The sequence below is a fragment of the Nocardia sp. Tas62D01 genome (genome assembly GCF_055232035.1).
In genome coordinates this window covers 1,792,664-1,809,470 of the sequence record NZ_JBUYUZ010000001.1, presented here as the reverse complement: position 1 = coordinate 1,809,470, position 16,807 = coordinate 1,792,664, and the positions used below count along the sequence as shown (strand labels likewise).

17 protein-coding genes and 2 pseudogenes are annotated in these 16,807 nt (G+C 64.5%); 5 read left to right on the top strand and 14 right to left on the bottom strand.

All coding sequences use genetic code 11. The annotated features are described in order from the left end of the window. Positions 1 to 137: 137 nt before the first annotated feature. Both ACV7NQ_RS08780 and ACV7NQ_RS08775 read right to left on the bottom strand, forming a co-directional pair. The gene (locus ACV7NQ_RS08780) at positions 138 to 308 is read right to left on the bottom strand and encodes a hypothetical protein (protein WP_463359162.1); all 171 of its coding nucleotides are present in this window, start codon (positions 306 to 308) and stop codon (positions 138 to 140) included. Continuing rightward, a pseudogene (locus tag ACV7NQ_RS08775) lies at positions 307 to 462 on the bottom strand (LLM class flavin-dependent oxidoreductase); the annotation flags it as partial. The gene ACV7NQ_RS08780 and the pseudogene ACV7NQ_RS08775, both read right to left, overlap by 2 nt. 291 nt (positions 463 to 753) lie before the next feature. Here ACV7NQ_RS08775 and ACV7NQ_RS08770 point away from each other — a divergent pair. Next, positions 754 to 2,196, top strand: a complete 1,443-nt coding sequence (locus ACV7NQ_RS08770; protein WP_463359161.1) for a glycosyltransferase 87 family protein — start codon at positions 754 to 756, stop codon at positions 2,194 to 2,196. A 37-nt stretch (positions 2,197 to 2,233) separates the two neighbouring features. Here the strand turns inward: ACV7NQ_RS08770 and ACV7NQ_RS08765 are convergent, their stop codons facing one another. After that, entirely contained in the window at positions 2,234 to 3,841 is a 1,608-nt protein-coding gene (locus ACV7NQ_RS08765; RefSeq protein ID WP_463359160.1) for a putative glycoside hydrolase, read from the bottom strand. Between the two features lie 144 nt (positions 3,842 to 3,985). Here ACV7NQ_RS08765 and ACV7NQ_RS08760 point away from each other — a divergent pair, with 144 nt between their 5' ends. Next, positions 3,986 to 4,954 (top strand): polysaccharide deacetylase family protein, encoded by a 969-nt coding sequence (locus tag ACV7NQ_RS08760; protein WP_463359159.1) that lies wholly within the window; start codon positions 3,986 to 3,988, stop codon positions 4,952 to 4,954. Between the two features lie 150 nt (positions 4,955 to 5,104). Here the strand turns inward: ACV7NQ_RS08760 and ACV7NQ_RS08755 are convergent, their stop codons facing one another. From ACV7NQ_RS08755 to ACV7NQ_RS08715, 9 genes and pseudogenes are all read right to left on the bottom strand, one after another. After that, entirely contained in the window at positions 5,105 to 5,761 is a 657-nt protein-coding gene (locus tag ACV7NQ_RS08755) for a hypothetical protein (RefSeq protein ID WP_463359158.1), read from the bottom strand. 544 nt (positions 5,762 to 6,305) lie between these two features. After that, positions 6,306 to 6,896, bottom strand: coding sequence for a F0F1 ATP synthase subunit B family protein (locus tag ACV7NQ_RS08750; RefSeq protein WP_463359157.1), 591 nt, complete (start codon positions 6,894 to 6,896; stop codon positions 6,306 to 6,308). A gap of 2 nt (positions 6,897 to 6,898) precedes the next feature. Then, complete coding sequence (locus ACV7NQ_RS08745) at positions 6,899 to 7,402, bottom strand: F0F1 ATP synthase subunit B (RefSeq protein ID WP_463359156.1); 504 nt, start codon at positions 7,400 to 7,402, stop codon at positions 6,899 to 6,901. 6 nt (positions 7,403 to 7,408) lie between these two features. Continuing rightward, the gene (locus ACV7NQ_RS08740) at positions 7,409 to 7,666 is read right to left on the bottom strand and encodes a F0F1 ATP synthase subunit C (protein WP_463359155.1); all 258 of its coding nucleotides are present in this window, start codon (positions 7,664 to 7,666) and stop codon (positions 7,409 to 7,411) included. 52 nt (positions 7,667 to 7,718) lie between these two features. Further along, positions 7,719 to 8,393 carry a F0F1 ATP synthase subunit A gene (gene atpB / locus ACV7NQ_RS08735; RefSeq protein WP_463365589.1) on the bottom strand — a complete coding sequence of 225 codons (675 nt, stop codon included), beginning with the start codon at positions 8,391 to 8,393 and terminating at the stop codon, positions 7,719 to 7,721. Positions 8,394 to 8,515: 122 nt separating this feature from the next. Continuing rightward, positions 8,516 to 8,974 carry a hypothetical protein gene (locus tag ACV7NQ_RS08730; RefSeq protein WP_463359154.1) on the bottom strand — a complete coding sequence of 153 codons (459 nt, stop codon included), beginning with the start codon at positions 8,972 to 8,974 and terminating at the stop codon, positions 8,516 to 8,518. A gap of 525 nt (positions 8,975 to 9,499) precedes the next feature. After that, a pseudogene (locus ACV7NQ_RS08725) lies at positions 9,500 to 9,730 on the bottom strand (MFS transporter); the annotation flags it as partial. A gap of 36 nt (positions 9,731 to 9,766) precedes the next feature. Beyond that, positions 9,767 to 11,749, bottom strand: a complete 1,983-nt coding sequence (locus tag ACV7NQ_RS08720) for an aconitate hydratase (protein ID WP_463359153.1) — start codon at positions 11,747 to 11,749, stop codon at positions 9,767 to 9,769. A 120-nt stretch (positions 11,750 to 11,869) separates the two neighbouring features. Beyond that, positions 11,870 to 12,103, bottom strand: coding sequence for a hypothetical protein (locus ACV7NQ_RS08715; protein ID WP_463359152.1), 234 nt, complete (start codon positions 12,101 to 12,103; stop codon positions 11,870 to 11,872). A 290-nt stretch (positions 12,104 to 12,393) separates the two neighbouring features. On the opposite strand from ACV7NQ_RS08715, the gene ACV7NQ_RS08710 reads away from it, so the two are divergent. Then, positions 12,394 to 13,275 (top strand): esterase/lipase family protein, encoded by an 882-nt coding sequence (locus ACV7NQ_RS08710; protein WP_463359151.1) that lies wholly within the window; start codon positions 12,394 to 12,396, stop codon positions 13,273 to 13,275. Positions 13,276 to 13,347: 72 nt separating this feature from the next. Here the strand turns inward: ACV7NQ_RS08710 and ACV7NQ_RS08705 are convergent, their stop codons facing one another. Both ACV7NQ_RS08705 and ACV7NQ_RS08700 read right to left on the bottom strand, forming a co-directional pair. Then, positions 13,348 to 13,977 (bottom strand): helix-turn-helix domain-containing protein, encoded by a 630-nt coding sequence (locus ACV7NQ_RS08705; RefSeq protein ID WP_463359150.1) that lies wholly within the window; start codon positions 13,975 to 13,977, stop codon positions 13,348 to 13,350. 385 nt (positions 13,978 to 14,362) lie between these two features. After that, complete coding sequence (locus ACV7NQ_RS08700) at positions 14,363 to 14,647, bottom strand: helix-turn-helix domain-containing protein (protein WP_463359149.1); 285 nt, start codon at positions 14,645 to 14,647, stop codon at positions 14,363 to 14,365. A 101-nt stretch (positions 14,648 to 14,748) separates the two neighbouring features. On the opposite strand from ACV7NQ_RS08700, the gene ACV7NQ_RS08695 reads away from it, so the two are divergent. Further along, positions 14,749 to 15,576: an SDR family oxidoreductase gene (locus ACV7NQ_RS08695; RefSeq protein WP_463359148.1), complete on the top strand. Its 828-nt coding sequence runs from the start codon at positions 14,749 to 14,751 to the stop codon at positions 15,574 to 15,576. A 37-nt stretch (positions 15,577 to 15,613) separates the two neighbouring features. After that, the gene (locus ACV7NQ_RS08690) at positions 15,614 to 16,693 is read left to right on the top strand and encodes an NAD(P)H-dependent amine dehydrogenase family protein (protein ID WP_463359147.1); all 1,080 of its coding nucleotides are present in this window, start codon (positions 15,614 to 15,616) and stop codon (positions 16,691 to 16,693) included. The last annotated feature ends 114 nt before the right edge of the window (positions 16,694 to 16,807 follow it).

Sequence of the window (16,807 nt, the reverse complement as noted above, 5' to 3'; positions counted from 1 at the left end):
CGCCTAGCTTTACGTGGCGTTGCAGGCGATTCGGCTGCTCTGTCCGGTGGCCGGGTAGGAGATATCGCCGAGGCCGCTGGCGATGACGGCCCGAGTATGCGAACGAGCCGATGGTCGTGGTGTCCGAGTCGTGGCGATCAGCCGACCTCGGCGACGAGCTCGAGTGCGCGGCCGAGGGTGTTGAGGCGATCTTCCAGGGGTTCGCCCGCAGGGTATAGCCGGACGGTGTCGATGCCCGCGTCGCGCCAGAGGCGGAGGCGGTCGCGGACCATGGGTTCGGTGCCGATAAGGGTTGTGGCCAAAACCATTTCGGGTGCCGAGTTGAATGATGCCGGAACCCAACAGGATTAGGTCGGTACGTGCCGCCAGATAGCCAAGTACCGACGGTGCGTCCGAGCCCCACGCCTCGGCGACCCAGCAGATGTCCAGGCCCAGCTTCTCCGACTCGCGCACGAAGTCCAGCGCGCGAAGACCATCTGAGCCCTATCCTCCGCAAGCTCGGTCTCAGCAGTCGCGCGGGCATCGCCCGTAGATTCGCAGAGCTCGACGGAGCTTCGATGACCCAAGAGTTCGGGGCATGATCGACTTGATGTGCTTAGGTACGCTAATCGCTCGGCGAGCGCTGTGCGGCAAGATGCAAAATGCGTGGGATAGAACGGATGGATCGATCAACAATGAGGCATTACCACCCCCAACCGACCGTCGAACACACTTCGTATGCCGAGATCACGGTGATGACCTCGTAGTGCATCTGTGCTGAATTCGCGGCCGCTGGCGTTTCCACGCACGGGCCCAGCGCTTTTCGTACTCGCAGGGAGCGCCTTACTGGCGTTGATCCTGGTTTTCAGCACCGTCGATCCCTGGCTCGACAAGGCAGGCATTCTGGTCGGTGGGCTGGATGTGCATGTCTACCGCGACGGTGCCTCGCGCATCCTGCACGACCGCCGGCTCTACACCGAGCCGAGCGTGTTCGGGTTGCTCTATACCTACACGCCGTTCTCCACCATCGTGTTCATCCCGCTCACGATCCTGCGCTGGGAGTGCGTCACCGACACCTGGCTGGTGTTGAACTTGGGCGTGCTCTTCGCCTGTGTCCTGTTGTCCTGGCGCATACTCGGGTACCGGCTCACCGGCCGACTGGCGCTCATCAGTGCCCTGCTGGCGATCACCTGCGCCTTTATCGAGCCCGTCCGCACCACGCTGTACTACGGGCAGATCAACCTCATGCTGATGCTGCTGGTGCTGTGGGACTTCTCCCGAAGCGACCGAAGCAGGCTGCGCGGGATCGGCGTCGGGCTGGCCGCGGGCGTCAAACTCGTCCCGATCTACTTCGTGGTGCAATTCGTCGCGCTACGGCAATGGCGCTCGGCCGTGATCGCATGGGTGGTATTCGCGGCGTCCATCGGCCTCAGCTGGATCGTGCTGCCCGCCGATTCCCGGCAGTACTGGACTTCTACGTTCTTCCAGTCCAATCGGATCGCCCTGGACACGCACCCGGCCAACCAATCCATCCGCGGCGCCATCGCGCACCTGATGGGCAAGCCTGCACCGCTGTGGCTGTGGGTGCTCATCGCGGGCACCGTCGCGGTGGTGAGCCTGGCCATCACCGTTGGTCTGCACCGGCGGGGTGAACGTCTGCTGGCGGTCACGCTGGCCGGTCTCACCGCCTGTGCGATATCGCCGTACTCCTGGGGTCACCACTGGGTGTGGTTCGTCCCGCTGCTGGTCTACCTGGTGCACAAGGCGCAGTCCCAACCGCGATGGTGGTTCGGTGCGGCAGCGCTGTTCCTGTCGATCGGCGCATGGACCTACCAGTGGAGCGAAAACTACGTGGTCGTCGGGCTGTTCATGTTCCCGCCGACCTGGACGATCGCCCCGATCTTGTTGAACATCTACGTCATTGCCTACATCGGTGTACTGGTCGGCGCGGGCGTGGTCTTGGCCGGTCTGCACCGAGACCTCGGCTCCGGTGATGTCGACGCTGCTGCACCTGCCGCCGCCTCGAACACCGTCGCAGCGGATTCGGCTGCGTCCGGCCCAGTTCCCGCTCCCGCGCCGACGGGCAGTCGAGTCGTGACAGGGCGATCCGAATCGCCGATCGATCATCCGCGCAGACGGTGCGCGGGCGCCTTGTCCAGTCCAGTTCCGCGTTCGAGCGCGGTGGCGGTGAACAGCCCCGTCCAGGCTCGGCGGTAGCCGGTGACGGGGTCGTGGTTCGGACAACAGCGCCGTATCAGTTCGGGACGACCGCTCCGGAGTGGTAGCGCACCGCGGCATTCCAGAGGAAGAAGCTGTCGTCGCCCGCGTCCGCTGCGGCGTCGATCTGGGCCTTGACCTCGGCGTCACCGTAGTTCACGCCCAGGCTGAAGTCCTGCAACCACGGGATGACCTTGGTCCCGGTGCGTTCGGTCTGTTTGCGGAAGTCCGCCAGCGAGCGGTACACGATGTCGTAGGGCTGGGCATTCGGATTCGCGACGCCGTACTCGCCCGAATGCCAGTGTGAGGGATAGAGCATCGGCGACACATAGTCGACCTGGCTGGCCATCAGCGGAATGTCCTGCGCGATCTCGTCCGGCCGGGTCGAGGCGATACCGAACACCGCGGCGCCGAGATAGGCGCCCTTGTCTCGCACCGGGTCTCGGCTCTCGCGTAGGAACTCTGCGATCGAAACGCTCGGGCTGTCGACCAATCCGGGGAACCGCATCTGGGATAGGGCGCCGTCCGGTCGCCGGATGTAGTCGTACATGATGCCGTCGAAGCCGAGCCCGGCCGCTTCGGCCGCGAGATCGATGTTGTACCTGCGGATTTCGGGATTCGCGAAGTTGGTGAACGCGATCGCGCCGTAGCCGCTGGCATACGGCTGGCCGGACGGGTTCTGAATGACCCAGTCCGGATGGCCCTCGCGCCAGGCCCAGCCCGCCAGCGTCGGATCACGGAACGCCACGATCCGGCCGACCACCCGCAGATTCATGTCGTGCAGTTGCCGCACTGCGGCGCGGGCGTCGTAGATTCCGGCGGCGGCGCCCGACTGCTGGGCGAGCGGCACCTGCGAGTCGTAGCCGACCATGCCGTCCTCGTCCTTGATATCGAGTTGGACGGTGTTGATGCGGCCCTCGCGCGCCATCTCCAGCACGCCTTCGCGCAGACCGTCGTGCATCCACGCGTACGCGGTGACATGCACCGCCCTGATCCGCGGTACCTCGACGGCCGTGGTGATCGGCCTGGTCGTCGTATTGCCCGCCGCGTCCACTGCGGTCACCTCGCCGCCGACCGCAGCGCGTGGCAACGTGATCTCGAACGAACCGTCCGCGGCGGTCGGCACCGACTGCGCGCCGATCGACACACCGACGGCTCCAGTTGCCTTGCCGCGCAATGTGACCGGCTGCCGATAGGACGCCACCTTCTCGGGCTGCGCCAACTCCAACGTCGGCGGCTCGGTATCCACGGTGAAGGTTCTGGACACCCCGGGGCCCGTTCGCAGGAAGCCGAGCGCGCCGCCGGACGGTATCTCGGCGGTGAACCGGTGTTCGCCGTCGGGCAGGCGCCCGGGCCGGTAGACGACGGCATCACTCTCGAGCGTGCCCGTAACCGGCTTGCCGTCGAGCTCGAGTTTCAACGCGTTCGGATCGTGTCCGCGTGCGTCGACACGCAACTCCATCGCGGCTAGCGCCGCCGCGCCGACAGGGCGCTCCGGGAATCCGGCCACCGTCAACCCGCCGGGTTGTGCCCGGTGGGCGCCGATGAGCACGGAAGCGACGAGAATCGACAGAACCGCGACAACAACTACCGCCACCAAGCGTGGACGGCCGGTAGTTTGTATCCGTTTCAGCAACGCGTGCACCAACTTTCGTTCATAGCCTGCGTCTACTATCTACCTTCGGGCCGCCGATTTTGCCGATCCTGCCCAGATTCCGCAATGAAATCGTTGGCGCTGCGTAACCTTGGTTCGGTGGCGAGCAATAGGACGATCGGCTGTCGTGTTCTCTTGTCGGCCTTGGTGTTCGCGGTCGTGGCTGCCTGCGGAGCATCGGAAGGACCGGTCCGCGTCAGCGACACCCCGTTGCCGGAGATCACCAGCCCCGCAGCGGATCCGGCCGCGATCGGAGCGAACGAGCTCGGGCTCGTGCCGGTTCTGATGTACCACCAGCTCTCGTCGTCACCGGCGAGCGAGTACGACCAGACGCCAGAGAAGTTCCGCGGCGAACTCGAGCGACTGCACGGTGAGGGCTACCGGCCGGTGACCGCGGCCGACTACATTTCCGGCCACATCGACCTCCCCGCGGGCACCCATCCGGTGGTGCTCACTTTCGACGACTCCACCATGAGTCAGCTCCGCTTCACCGACGACGGAAAAGTAGTGCCCGACAGCGTGATCGGGATTCTCGAGGACTTCGGAACTCGGAACCCGGACTTCAAACCCACCGCCACCTTCTACGTGAACAACGAACCGTTCGGCAACGATCGGCGGGCCCTGTCATGGCTGGCCGCACACGGATACGAAATCGGCGCCCACACCGCGAATCACGCCAACCTCGCGAGGCTGGACAGCACCGGAGTACAGCGTGAACTGGTGGAGAACCTCCGCGCCATCGAGTCGCTGGCGTCAGGCCACCATGTACACACGATGGCGTTGCCGCTGGGCATCTTCCCGGCCGACCACATCCTGGCCACCGAAGGCAGCTGGGACGGCACAACTTACAAGTTCGACGCCGCAATGCTGGTCGGCGCCGAGCCCGCCCCCTCCCCATTCGCCAAGATCGAACCGTCCGCGGTCCCACGAATCCGATCCGGCAGGGGCGAAGTCGACTTCGACTCGACCTACTGGCTCACCTGGCTCGCTGCCCACCCCGACCAGCGCTACACCTCCGACGGCAACCCGAACGCAGTTAGTTTCCCCAAAAGCCTGTCCGGAGAACTTATTTCACCGCGCTCGCACCAGTCCAACCCCTACTGACCCACGGACAGATCCGGCGCGCAGCTGCCGACGTGCGCGTGGATGTGCCGTCATATGACTGTCGGGATACCGCAGCGTCAGGATATCGACGCTCGCGTTGCCGAGCGTTGGGGCGCGGTGCGCTGGGTCGCCGCGGCGCGCTGGGATAGTTCAGCCCGGAAACTCCTCGGCCAGGGTGTTCCAGAACATCAGCTCATAGCTTTGGAACAGCCGGGCGAACAGCCGAGCCTCACCAGGATCCAGCCGTCCGGCGTCGAGCCCTGCTTGGATGGCGGCGAGGGCCTGCTGTTCGATCTGGGGCACGTCGGCGGCGAAGAAGTCGAAGAACGCGCAGGCATCGTCGGCGAAGCCGTAATGCTCGCGCATCCCCGCGGCGACGGCCTTGCAGTAACGACCGAACGCCGCGAAGTTCGCGAAGATCCCCGCGGCCACCTCGGACGATTCGCCATTCAGCGCCAGCCATGCGACGTATGCCGGATAGGCCTGACAGCCCGGCCGAGGCAGTTCCGTGCCCTGATCGGCCCCCGCCACCGCGACCAGCGCGTCCAACATCCCGAGCGCCTGCTGCTCACCCGGCGCCAGCCCGCCGAAGAACGCGCGCGCGTGCGGCTCGTCCGACCGCGCCGCCAACGCATGAAAACTCCGCCAATCACTACGCGTAATCCGCTGTTCCTCCGCCGCGATCGCGGCGAACACCGCCCGCGGCGCCCGGCCCGCCGAGATCAGCGGAACAAGGCGATTGTCGTCGTCATGCGGCGCAAGCTCCGCCTGGATCTGGTCGAGCAGTTCACGTGCGGACACAGCCATCAAAACCCTTCCGGAGCCCGTTGGACCTCATCTATCAGCATCGTTGGAGTTGATGGCGGCCCGCTCGGATTTGCTCGATGCAGAATTCGTTTCTCTCAGGATCGAAGAGGGTGACCCAGCCGAGGCCGTCGGCGGTGCGGTGGTCCTCGTACAGCTTCGCGCCCAAGTCGATGATGCATTGCCGATTGTGAGCCGTGCGGTTGCATGTGTCAACCAAACGGATGATCAATGTACAGACGCGTGCCCGCCGAACGGCTCTCGCCGGGCTACGAATCTCCGAGGTCTCGACTGAGAATCAACTGGCAACGCTCTGGGAAACCGCAGGGAGTCTTGGCTCGACGATTGTGGAGGCCAATGGGCAGCAGTACGTTTCGTATGTCAAACATTGTTCGTCCAGGAGGTCGACCTCATGATTGCTCTGCTCACCCTGCTCGCCACCGGTAGCGCCGCCGCGGCCGGAATCGCCGGAGGCGCAGCGTTGGCAGTGGGGAATACCGGCATCGGCTAGCTAAGACTCAGCAACGTCGGAAGTCCGGACGACCGATCACAAGGTCCAAGGCTGCGCTCGCCGTCGAACCGGCGGCGAAGCGTTCGCCATTGCTTCGAGGTCTTCCAGGAACTTGTCGATGCTGCCCGTCACGACGTATGTCGAACTGAGCTGGTAGCGCACCTTGTCCTCGGTGCGCGCCAGCACAGTGGCGGACAGATCGACCTTCAGGTCGCGGATCAGCTGCGTGCGCATCTGCGCGATCTGGTCACGGCCATGCTTACGCACCCGTGCGACCTCGGCGTCGGCGGCTTCGCGCATTCGCGCGACGATCCGCTCGGCGTCGGCGTGCGCGTCCTCGCGCAGTTGCGCCAGCTCGGCCTGCGCCTGTGCGAGTGCGCTGTCGTAGGCCTGTTTGGCCTCGGCCAGTCGGGTCGCTGCCTGCTCGCTCTGCTCGATCTGTTTTTGAATGGTGTCCTGCGCCTTGGTCATCATCCGCTTGATCGGCGGCGTAACCCATTTGACGATGACGAACACGATGCAAGCGAACCCGAACAGCTGGCTGAAGAAGACCGGCCAATCAAAGGTGATGTGGTAGATGCCCGTGTCGTTGGCCACTTCGGCGAGGATGCCGCTCTCGAGGTTCATGACTACGCCCGTCCTGCGTGATTGCCGGCGCTTGACCCGGCATGCCGATCGTCGACGCCGAGCACTCGATCGGCGAATGTCTGAGCGAGCGGCTCGGCAGCCTCGCGCAGCTCTGCGGCGACCTGATCCGCCTGAGCCCGCAGTTCCGTCGCGGACTCCGCAACGATCCTGTCGGCCTCCTCCTGCGCTTCACTTCGCAGCTGCTCGAGAATGGCCCGGCCCTCGGCTCGTGCCTGGTTCCTGATCTCGGCCACTTCACTGCGTGCTTCCGCGAGTGCCGCCCGATACCGGGATTCGGCCTCGGCGAACAGGTCTTTCGACTCTTTGGTGTCCACCGCGGTCTTGGCGACTCGCGACTCGCGTTGCGCCAGCACCTTGCGGATCGGCGGAACGACGAACAACCACATGACCCCGAGCACGATCAGGAAGATCAGCAACTCGGCGAAGAATGTGCCGTTGGGTATGAGGAAATTACCCTGGGCAACCACGTCCGTTCGCGGAGACATGCTGGATTATTTACCGGGAGTGGCGAATACGAAGAGCGCCATGAACGCTAGGTTGATGAAGTACGCGGCCTCGACCAGACCGACGGTCAGGAAGAAGTTGCCGCGCAACCGGCCTTCGGCCTCCGGCTGCCTGGCAACGCCGTTGATCAGCGCGGCGCCCGCGAGTCCGTCACCGATGCCCGCGCCGATGGCGCCACCTGCCATGATGATGCCGCCGCCGATGAGCGCGCCCTGGATGATGGCCGCCGTTGTGGGGTCTGCCATTGTTAGTTCCTGTTCTCTTGAATCGCTTGTATTGCACGATCGGCGTTGCCGATCAATGGGTTTCGCTCTCCAGCGACATCGACTGGCTGAAGTAGAGGACGGTCAGCAGCGAGAAAATGAATGCCTGGATGAGTCCGACGAACAGGTCGAACAGCTTCCACACGGCATTCGGCCCCCAACTGATCCAGAATGGGAACAACGTGATCACCGAGATCATCACGCCGCCGGCGAACATGTTTCCGAACAATCGCAGCGACAGCGAAAGCGGTTTGGCGACTTCCTCGATGATGTTGATGAACACCATTGGGCCCCAACCGGTGTGCCCCTTGAGCAACTGCTTGACGTGCCCGAAAGGACCGCGCCGCACTATGCCGGCTGACTGGTAAAAGATGAACACCAACAGTGCGAGCGCGTAGACGAAGTTGATGTCCGAAGCCGGCGGTGCGATGAATTCGCCCTGTCCGTACTGAACCGGCAGTACGGACAGCCAGTTCGACAGCAGGATGAAGGTGAACAATGTAACCGCCAAAGGCAGCGCGAACGGCGCGACTTTCATGCCGATGGCGCTTTCCACCTGGTTGCGCATCTGGACGGTCACGGTCTCGAAGAACAGCTGCACACCGTTCGGCACGCCCGAGGTCAGCTTGACCCGCAGGTAGAAGGCCAACGCGAGCACGATGGCCGCTGCAACGGCCGTCGATACGATGGTGTCCACGTCGAAGGTCATGCCGAAGAGATGCGCGACCGCGTGTTCGCCGACCTGGATTTTCGGTTGGGCCGGGGCCTGAGTCGTGTCGGCATAGGTGACGATAGTTGGCGCCAGGTGGGTAATCGAGGCAAGTTGGATCGTCATGACTGCTGGCGAAGCTCCTTCACTTCGGGCAGGACGGTACAGAGGACCAGAATGACTTGAAATACCGCCAAGCCGAAGAAGATTCCGATACCGCTGGGTCTTGCCAGGAAAGCGACCGCGATCGAGGCGGCTGTTATGGCGAGTAATCGGGCGGCGGAGGAGAGCAACAGACTTTGCTTCCTTGGTGACTCCGAATCGGCGACCCGATTGACGGTTACTCGAGTGAGGTGGGCATTAACCCAGCCCAATCCGAGTCCGACACACATGAATACACCCAGCAGCAGTCGATCGAAAGGCCCGGTTGTCAACAGCGCCAGCAGCCCGACAGCGACTGCGACGATAGCCGCGCGGCGCATTCGGAGTGCATTGACATCCACCTTGACACCGCCCTCGCTAGCCATCCCACCTCGTAGTGGGTCGTGATTGATCGATAGCATACACATCTGCAACCTCATTGCGAGTCAACGTTGTTGATCTTGTCGGTCGATATGACCAGCACGGCAACGTTTTTGATCTTGATCAGATCGATCTCCTCAGCACAACAACCCTTTTTGTCTTGGCGGGCGATACCGGAAAAGTGTCGATTCCCACACTGTGGCGCCCCCATCAATACCAAGAGTAATTAAACTCGACGCCAAGATGCATTAATCATGAGCCCAAGAGCTGTCAAAACAGTTGACTGGTAACGGGTTCGGAAACAGGGCGCCCGGTGTGGCCGCGAGTCATCCGCGCGCACATCGCCATCCGATCCGTGGATCGCGATTCCAGCTATCTCTCAGAAAATTTCGCTGCAGGGCGGACGCCGGCCATTGCGGTGGCAAGGTGGTGAATGCGGCGGACGCGCCGAATCCGGCTCGCGGCCTTAGGCGACACGAGCCGGGATTCGGCACGACATCAATCTTCTTCAGCTCACGGCCCTGCTCAGCCGCCATGCGGCTGAGCAGTCGACCGGTCGAAGGGTCAGGCCCTGGACGCGACTTTCACCGCATATCGGGGGATTGCGTGGCGGGGATGGTCCGGCGGTACGGATTGGCCGCGGTGATGGCCGCGGCGACGAGTGCGACACCTCAGCCGATCAACAGGCCGATGCGGAAGCCGTTTTCCGGAGGCAGGGTGTAGCCGCCGAACTGGATGCTCAGCTGCGACAGGACCACGCCGACCACGGCGGCGGCGACCGAGGTGCCGATGGAGCGCATCAGGGTCCGGCTACTGAACCCGCAAGACAAGTGAGCGCCGGAAGTGTCCGATCACGCCGAGTTGGCGAGCATCGGGATCACGCCACCGGCAAGCACCGCCCGGACCTGGCGTTCGGAAAGTCGATGGCGCAACGTGATCTCGATGCCCTTGGTCTGGTTGCGGGCGGTCAGGGTGTGCCCGGACGGGAGCGCGTCACGGAGCCCGTCGATGCGCAAGATATCGCCCTGGGCGATCCGGTCGTAGTCGCCGGGGTCGTCGAATACGAGGGCGACGATGCCGAAGTTCGCCAGGTTCTGCCAGTGAATCCGTGCGAACGACTTGGCGATGACCGTCCGCAAACCCAGGTATCTCGGGGCGATCGCGGCGTGCTCACGCGATGACCCCTGCCCGTAGTTCTCCCCGCCGACGATGAAATGCCCAGTGCTGGAGGCGATCTCGGCGGCTCTCGCGGGGTAGGTCGCGTCGATGCGGGTGAAGGTGAACTCGGCGAGCTTCAGGATGTTCGAGCGCAACGGCAAGGCCCGCGCCCCGGCGGGGGAAATATCGTCGGTGGAGATGTTGTCCCCGACCGCGAGCAGCACCGGGGCCTCGATGACATCCGGCAGCGGATCGAAGTCCGGCAGCGCGGAGATGTTCGGCCCCTTGACCAAGGGCACCTGCCGGGCCTGCTGCTCGGGAAGTGGCGGCACCAGCATCGCGGTGTTCACTGATGCCTGCGCGGGCAGGCCAAGTGTCGGATAGGCCAGGTCGAGCTGTTCGGTGAGATCCCGAGGATCGGTGATCACCCCGGTCAACGCCGAGGCCGCAGCGGTCTCCGGCGAACACAACCACACCGAGTCCTCCTTGGTGCCGGAACGGCCCGGGAAGTTCCGAGGCATCGTGCGCAGGGAATTGCGGCCCACCGCGGGCGCCTGCCCCATCCCGATGCAACCCATGCAGCCGGACTGGTGGATGCGTGCCCCGGCTCGGATCAGCTCGAATGTCGCGCCCATCCTGGTCAGATCCTCGAAGATCTCCCGCGACGACGGGTTGATGTCGAAGCTGACGGCACTGTGGGTCTGGCGTCCGGTCACCATCGCCGCGGCGATCGCGAAATCCCGTAACCCGGGGTTGGCCGACGACCCGATGACCACCTGGGCGACGGGCTCGCCGGCGACCTCGCGGACCGTCACAACATTGTCGGGGGAGGACGGTTTCGCGATCAGCGGTTCGATGGTCGACAGGTCGATCTGTTCGTGGACGTCATAGCTCGCTCCGTCGTCGGCGAGCAGTTCTGTGTAGTCGTTTTCGCGGTCCTCGGACTGTAGGAACTCCAGCACCGCACCGTCAGCGGGGAACACGGTGGTGGTCGCGCCGAGTTCAGCGCCCATGTTCGCGATCACGTGCTGATCCATCGCCGTCAACGTCGCCACGCCGGGCCCGTGGTATTCGATGATCCGATCGAGGCCGCCCTTGACGCCGTGCCTGCGCAGCATTTCCAGGATTACGTCCTTCGCCGAACACCATTGCGGCAGTTCGCCGGTCAGTTCGACGCCCCAGATCCGCGGCATCCTGATGTAGAGCGGCTGTCCCGCGATCGCGAGCGCCACGTCGAGCCCACCGACGCCGATCGCGAGCATGCCAAGCGAGCCACCCGCGGGCGTGTGCGAGTCGGAGCCGACCATGGTCACACCGGGCTTACCGAAACGCTGCATGTGCGTGGGATGCGAGACACCGTTGCCCGGCTTGGAGAACCACAAGCCGTACCGGCGGCACGCGGACAGCAGGAACTCGTGGTCCTGCGCGTTCTTCTCATCGGTCTGCAGCAGGTTGTGATCGACGTATTGCGCGCTGAGCTCGGTACGGACCCGGTCGAGCCCGAGCGCTTCGAGTTCCTGCATCACCAGCGTGCCGGTGGCGTCCTGGGTCAATGTCTGGTCGATCCGCAGCGCGATCTCCTCGCCGGGTCGCATCACCCCTGATACGAGGTGGGAGCGGATCAACTTGTGCGCGACGTTCTGCGGGTCGCCCTCGTGGAAGTCGTCGGTTGCCATCTGCACTCCTGTCGGCGCGTGCTGCTCGCCGCGGGCGGAGAGCGCAAACGCTGTCGTCGTCCGATGTCCCCTCCAGCATGCGCCGATGTCCGCTGGACGCGGTCGGCGGTCGCTCCTGCGCTACGACGGTCGAGCAAAGATGCTGGAGACCTGCCGAGGCCAGATCACCGCGCAGGCGCTCGAGGGCACATCGTGCAGCCGGGCGACAGGCCCGCCCAACGGCAGCAGATCACGAGAAGCGACGCGACGTTCCTGTTCGTCGATGTGCCGCTCGGTGACAGCACGTTCACCGTCCTCGTTCTCGCCGACGGCCGCGAGGTCGCGGCCGAGCGCCTCACGGTACGGCCGGACCATGGGACGAGATCCGGGCGCGGACCGCCGCGGCCAGGGGCGAGTGGCGGGAGGTGCGAAGGGAAGTTCATCGCGCTCTCTCGGCGAGCATATTTGCTCCGCATTCGCTGTCATGTTATTAACCAGGCTATAAAGCCGGTCCGACGCGTAAATCCATTGCGGAGCTACGCAGGTCTTCCGCTGTCCAGCCGGTCGCGTTTCCGTTTGCAGGTCCCGATTTGTGAGCGAAGGGAGCGGTAGCTGTGTTTGCGCACGGTTCGCGAAGGTTTGTTCGACTGGGGGCGGGAATCATCGTGCCCGCGTTGATCATCGGCGCGCTGACGGGCGCCGCTGCGACGGCGGCCGCCGACGGTTTCGATGGGGACGGGAGTCTGCCGCCCGCGGGGGCCAATGATTGGGCGTGCAGACCGTCCGCGGCACATCCGGAACCTGTCGTCCTGGTCCATGGCACGTGGGGCAATCAGAATTCCTGGGATGTGCTCGCGCCGCAACTGAAGGCGCGCGGGCACTGCGTCTTCTCGCTCAACTATGGGCGAGCGTTGTCCAGCGTCCGGGGCGCCGCACCGGGTGTCTACGGCACCGCGGACATTCACGGCTCCGCCAAGGAGCTCGCGGCATTCGTCGATAGGGTGCGCGGGGCAACCGGATCGCCGCGAGTCGATATCGTCGCCCATTCCCAGGGCGGGCCGATGGTGCGGCAATATCTGCGTTTCGAGGGCGGCGCGGACCGCGGCGATCCGGCGAACAATAAGGTGGACCACCTGGTCACCATCGGGGCAACCAATCACGGCACCACTGCCGACGGGCTCGGCTACCTGCTGCCCACCGGAAGCGCGGCGACCCCTGCTGTCGACATCGTCGCGAATTGGCTGGGAACGGCGGCGCTGCAACAACTTTTCGACAGCGAGTTCCTGCGCAGTCTCAATGCCGGGGGCGACACCGACCCCGGCATCGAATACACGGTCATCGCCAGCCATCTCGACCGCGTCGTCACCCCACCGGAAACCACCTTTCTCACAGCGGGTTTCGGCGCCACCGTCGATAACGTCTGGCTCCAGGACCTGTGCCCCACCGACTCTTTCCCACACAGCAACCTCCCGGATTCCCCCACCGTCGCCTACGTAGTCCAGAAGGCACTCGACCCGTCGTTCACGGGCACACCCTGCCGAACGTGAGAGGTCCGGTTGATGGTGCTCAGGTTCTCCGCGACGGCGGCATGGTCCTCGGGCACCGCGCTCCGGGAGGCCCTACTGTCGAACGGGCGCGCTCTCCCAAGACAGTGGGGAGGCGCGTACCTCGGCGAGGGTTCGTCCGCGGCGTCGCCGGAAGAGGTCGCGCAGCGTGCCGGCATTGAGGTAGCCGACCTTTGCGGCCACGGTGTCGATGGTCAGCGAGGTGGTGCGCGGCAGGTGGGTGGCGCGTTCGAGCCGGATCTCGTTGACGAAATCTCGCGGGGACATCCCGATTTCGGCCTGGGTGGCCCGTTGCAGGCTGCGCACCGTGACGCCGAGCAATCGCGCCGCGTCGGCTAGCTGGAACTGCTCGGCAATGTGGTCGCGCACCCAGCGTTCGAATGCGGCGACCAGCGAATCGCCGCGTGCGATCACTTCGGGTATAGCGAACTCGATCTGTGTTCGCCGGTCGCCGGCCACGAGATATCGGGCGACCAGTTCGGCTAACGTCGGACTCTGCGCCGCGATCAGCGACAACGCGAGATCCAGATGTGACAGCGCGGCGCCCGCGGTGGTGACGTGTCTGCCGCGACACAGCGTGCGGCCCTCGTAGACGTCGATTCTCGGGTATCGGCGCCGGAAAGCCGGACCAAGCCACCAACTCGTGGTCGCCGGTAGCCCGTCGAGCACCCCCCGCTTCGGCAAGGAAGAACGTGCCGGTACACGCGGCGGCCAGATGCACTCCATCGGAAATGTGTCCGTTGCGACACTCGGATTCGCGTGAACAGCGCTTTGATGTTCGTGGCACGACTCCCCGACCGCTCAGCGAAGGGGCACGGGTGAGCCGCGCGACGCCGATCCCGGCGATCGTGCCCCGACAGTCCAGTGTGGAGTTCTCATGACACTCGTCGACACCATCGGCATCCATCACCTCCGGCTGACCGCCAAGACCGTTCTCGTCCGCTATCGGCACCTCGCCCCCGCCGAACGCCCGAAGTTCGGATTCCGATCAGGACTCGGCTTGCCGAGCGGCGTCATCGGTTGTGCATGGTGTCGAATATCGCCGGCGCGCCACTGCGTCGTCGACCCTTCACCACCAACTGCAGCACAAGTGCCGCCACGAAGGCATCTCGGCGGTGATGTCGGTGGCGACGTCGTCGGTGCCGACGTCGGGGAACACCGCTTGCGCGATCAGATGCGCTTTGGAGGGCCAGCGGCGGTAGATCGCCGGCCGGCTGACACCCGCTCGTGTCGCGATCGCGTCGATCGATGCCGCGGCGTAGCCGCGTTCGGTGAGCAGGCTGCGGGCAGCCTCGAGCACCGCCTGATCCACCGCCGGATCGCGGTGCGGGCCGAGGCGATGGCGAGTGCTCACGAAATATTGTCCTTATCCTTGTCATCACGAGCAGCAGTCGTTACAGTGTGTCACACCTAAGTCGTTACGTAATGTAACTGCTAAGGGTTCGAGGAGGAACCGTGCCCGCTGCCGCGCATGTGACCGCATCCGCCGATACGTATCGACCGGTGCCGCTGCTGCAAGACAAAGTCGTCGTCGTGTCGGGCGTGGGTCCCGGCCTCGGTCGAGCGCTCGTCGAGGAGGCCGCCCGGATGGGCGCGGACCTGGTCTTGGTCAGCCGCACCCAGCAGCGACTGGAAGCGATGGCCGAGGTGGTGGCCTCACACGGCCGCAAAGCACTGATCGTGCCGGCCGACATCACCGACGAGGACGCGCGCCGGGCGTTGGTGGAGCGAACGGTCGCCGAGTTCGACCACGTCGACTGCCTGATCAACAATGCCTTCGCCATCCCCCCGATGAACCCGATCAGCCAAATCGACCTGGCCGCACTGCGAACCGTCAACGAAACGAACGTATTTGCACCACTGAGGCTTTCGACGCTGTTCGCTGATGCCCTCGCCGCGTCCCGTGGCTCGATCATCATGCTCAACTCGTGCGTACAGTTCGATTCCGAACCGGTGTATTCGGGCTACAAACTGTCCAAAGGCACACTGGCGCACCTGGCTTCGTCGCTGGCCACCGAGCTGGGACCGCGCGGCATCCGAGTCAACAGTGTCGCCCCCTCCTACATCTACGAGGACATCAACAAAGCCTACTTCGACTGGCTCGCCTCACAAGCCGGTCTCACCCACGACGACATCTACCGGCAGAAAGCAGACCCCACCGACCTCAAACGACTCGCCGACCCCGAAGAAGTCGCCCGCGCCACCCTGTTTCTGGCAAGCGACCTCGCCTCCGCGGTCACCGGACAGACCCTCACCGTCGACTGCGGCGAATACCACAGCTGAGCACCGCACCACACGCGAAGCAAGTTAGGAGTTACCGGTGTCATACGAGAAGAAACGAATCGTCCTGTGGGGAACCGGAGTCGTCGGATCAATGGTCCTCGCCGAGATCATCCGACATCCCCGGTTCGAGCTGGTCGGTGTCGGGGTGAGCAACCCGGAGAAGGTCGGCCGAGATGCCGGCCAGCTGTGCGGAGCCACCGAAACCGGGGTGCTGGCCACCGATTCCGTCGACGAGTTGATCGCCCTGCGACCGGACGCCGTGGTGCACTACGGCCCGACCGCGCAGTTCGCCGATGAGAACATCCGCGTCATCAGCGCCTTCCTGCGCGCCGGCGTCGACGTCTGCTCGACAGCCATGACCCCCTGGGTGTGGCCGAACATGGTGCAAACCCCCAGCGTGTGGCGTGACCCGATCACCAGCGCCTGCGCAGAAGGAAAAGCATCCTGCTTCACCACCGGCATCGACCCCGGATTCGCCAACGACCTGTTTCCGATGACCCTGATGGGTCTCTGCGGCGAAGTCGAGTCGGTGCGCGCCTCGGAGCTGCTCGACTACACCGACTACGAAGGCGACTACGAATTCGAAATGGGCATCGGACATCCCCCCGAATTCCAGGCCATGCTGGAGATGCCCGACCTGCTCATCATGGCCTGGGGCGCCACCGTCCCGATGATTGCCACCGCCGTCGGTATCGAACTCGACCAGATCACCACCACCTGGGACAAATGGGTCACACCGCAGGACCGGTCGACAGCAAAAGGAATCATCAAGGCAGGCAACGTCGCCGCGATCCGCTTCACCATCAACGGCATCTACCGCGACCGCGAGGTGATCACCCTCGAGCATGTCAACCGGATCGGACTCGACGCCGCACCCGAATGGCCTTCGGGTACCCGCGACGACGTCTACCGCGTGGATATTGTCGGCTCGCCATCGATCTCGCAGGAAACCTCGTTCCGGTTCACCGACGGCTCCGGCCGCACCCCGGCAGTCGCGGGATGCCTGGCTACCGGCCTCCGGGCACTCAACGCCGTGCCCGCGGTCAACGACCTGCCTCCCGGATGGGTCACCCCACTCGATCTTCCGCTGATCCCCGGCGCCGGCACCATCCGCTGAGCAGCGACACACTGATCACCCAAAAGCGAGGAGCCCCTGGATATTTCCCTCACCTGCCCCGGGGGCTCCAGTGTTCTGCGCATGTCCAGCACGTGGGGCCGCCAAATATCTACC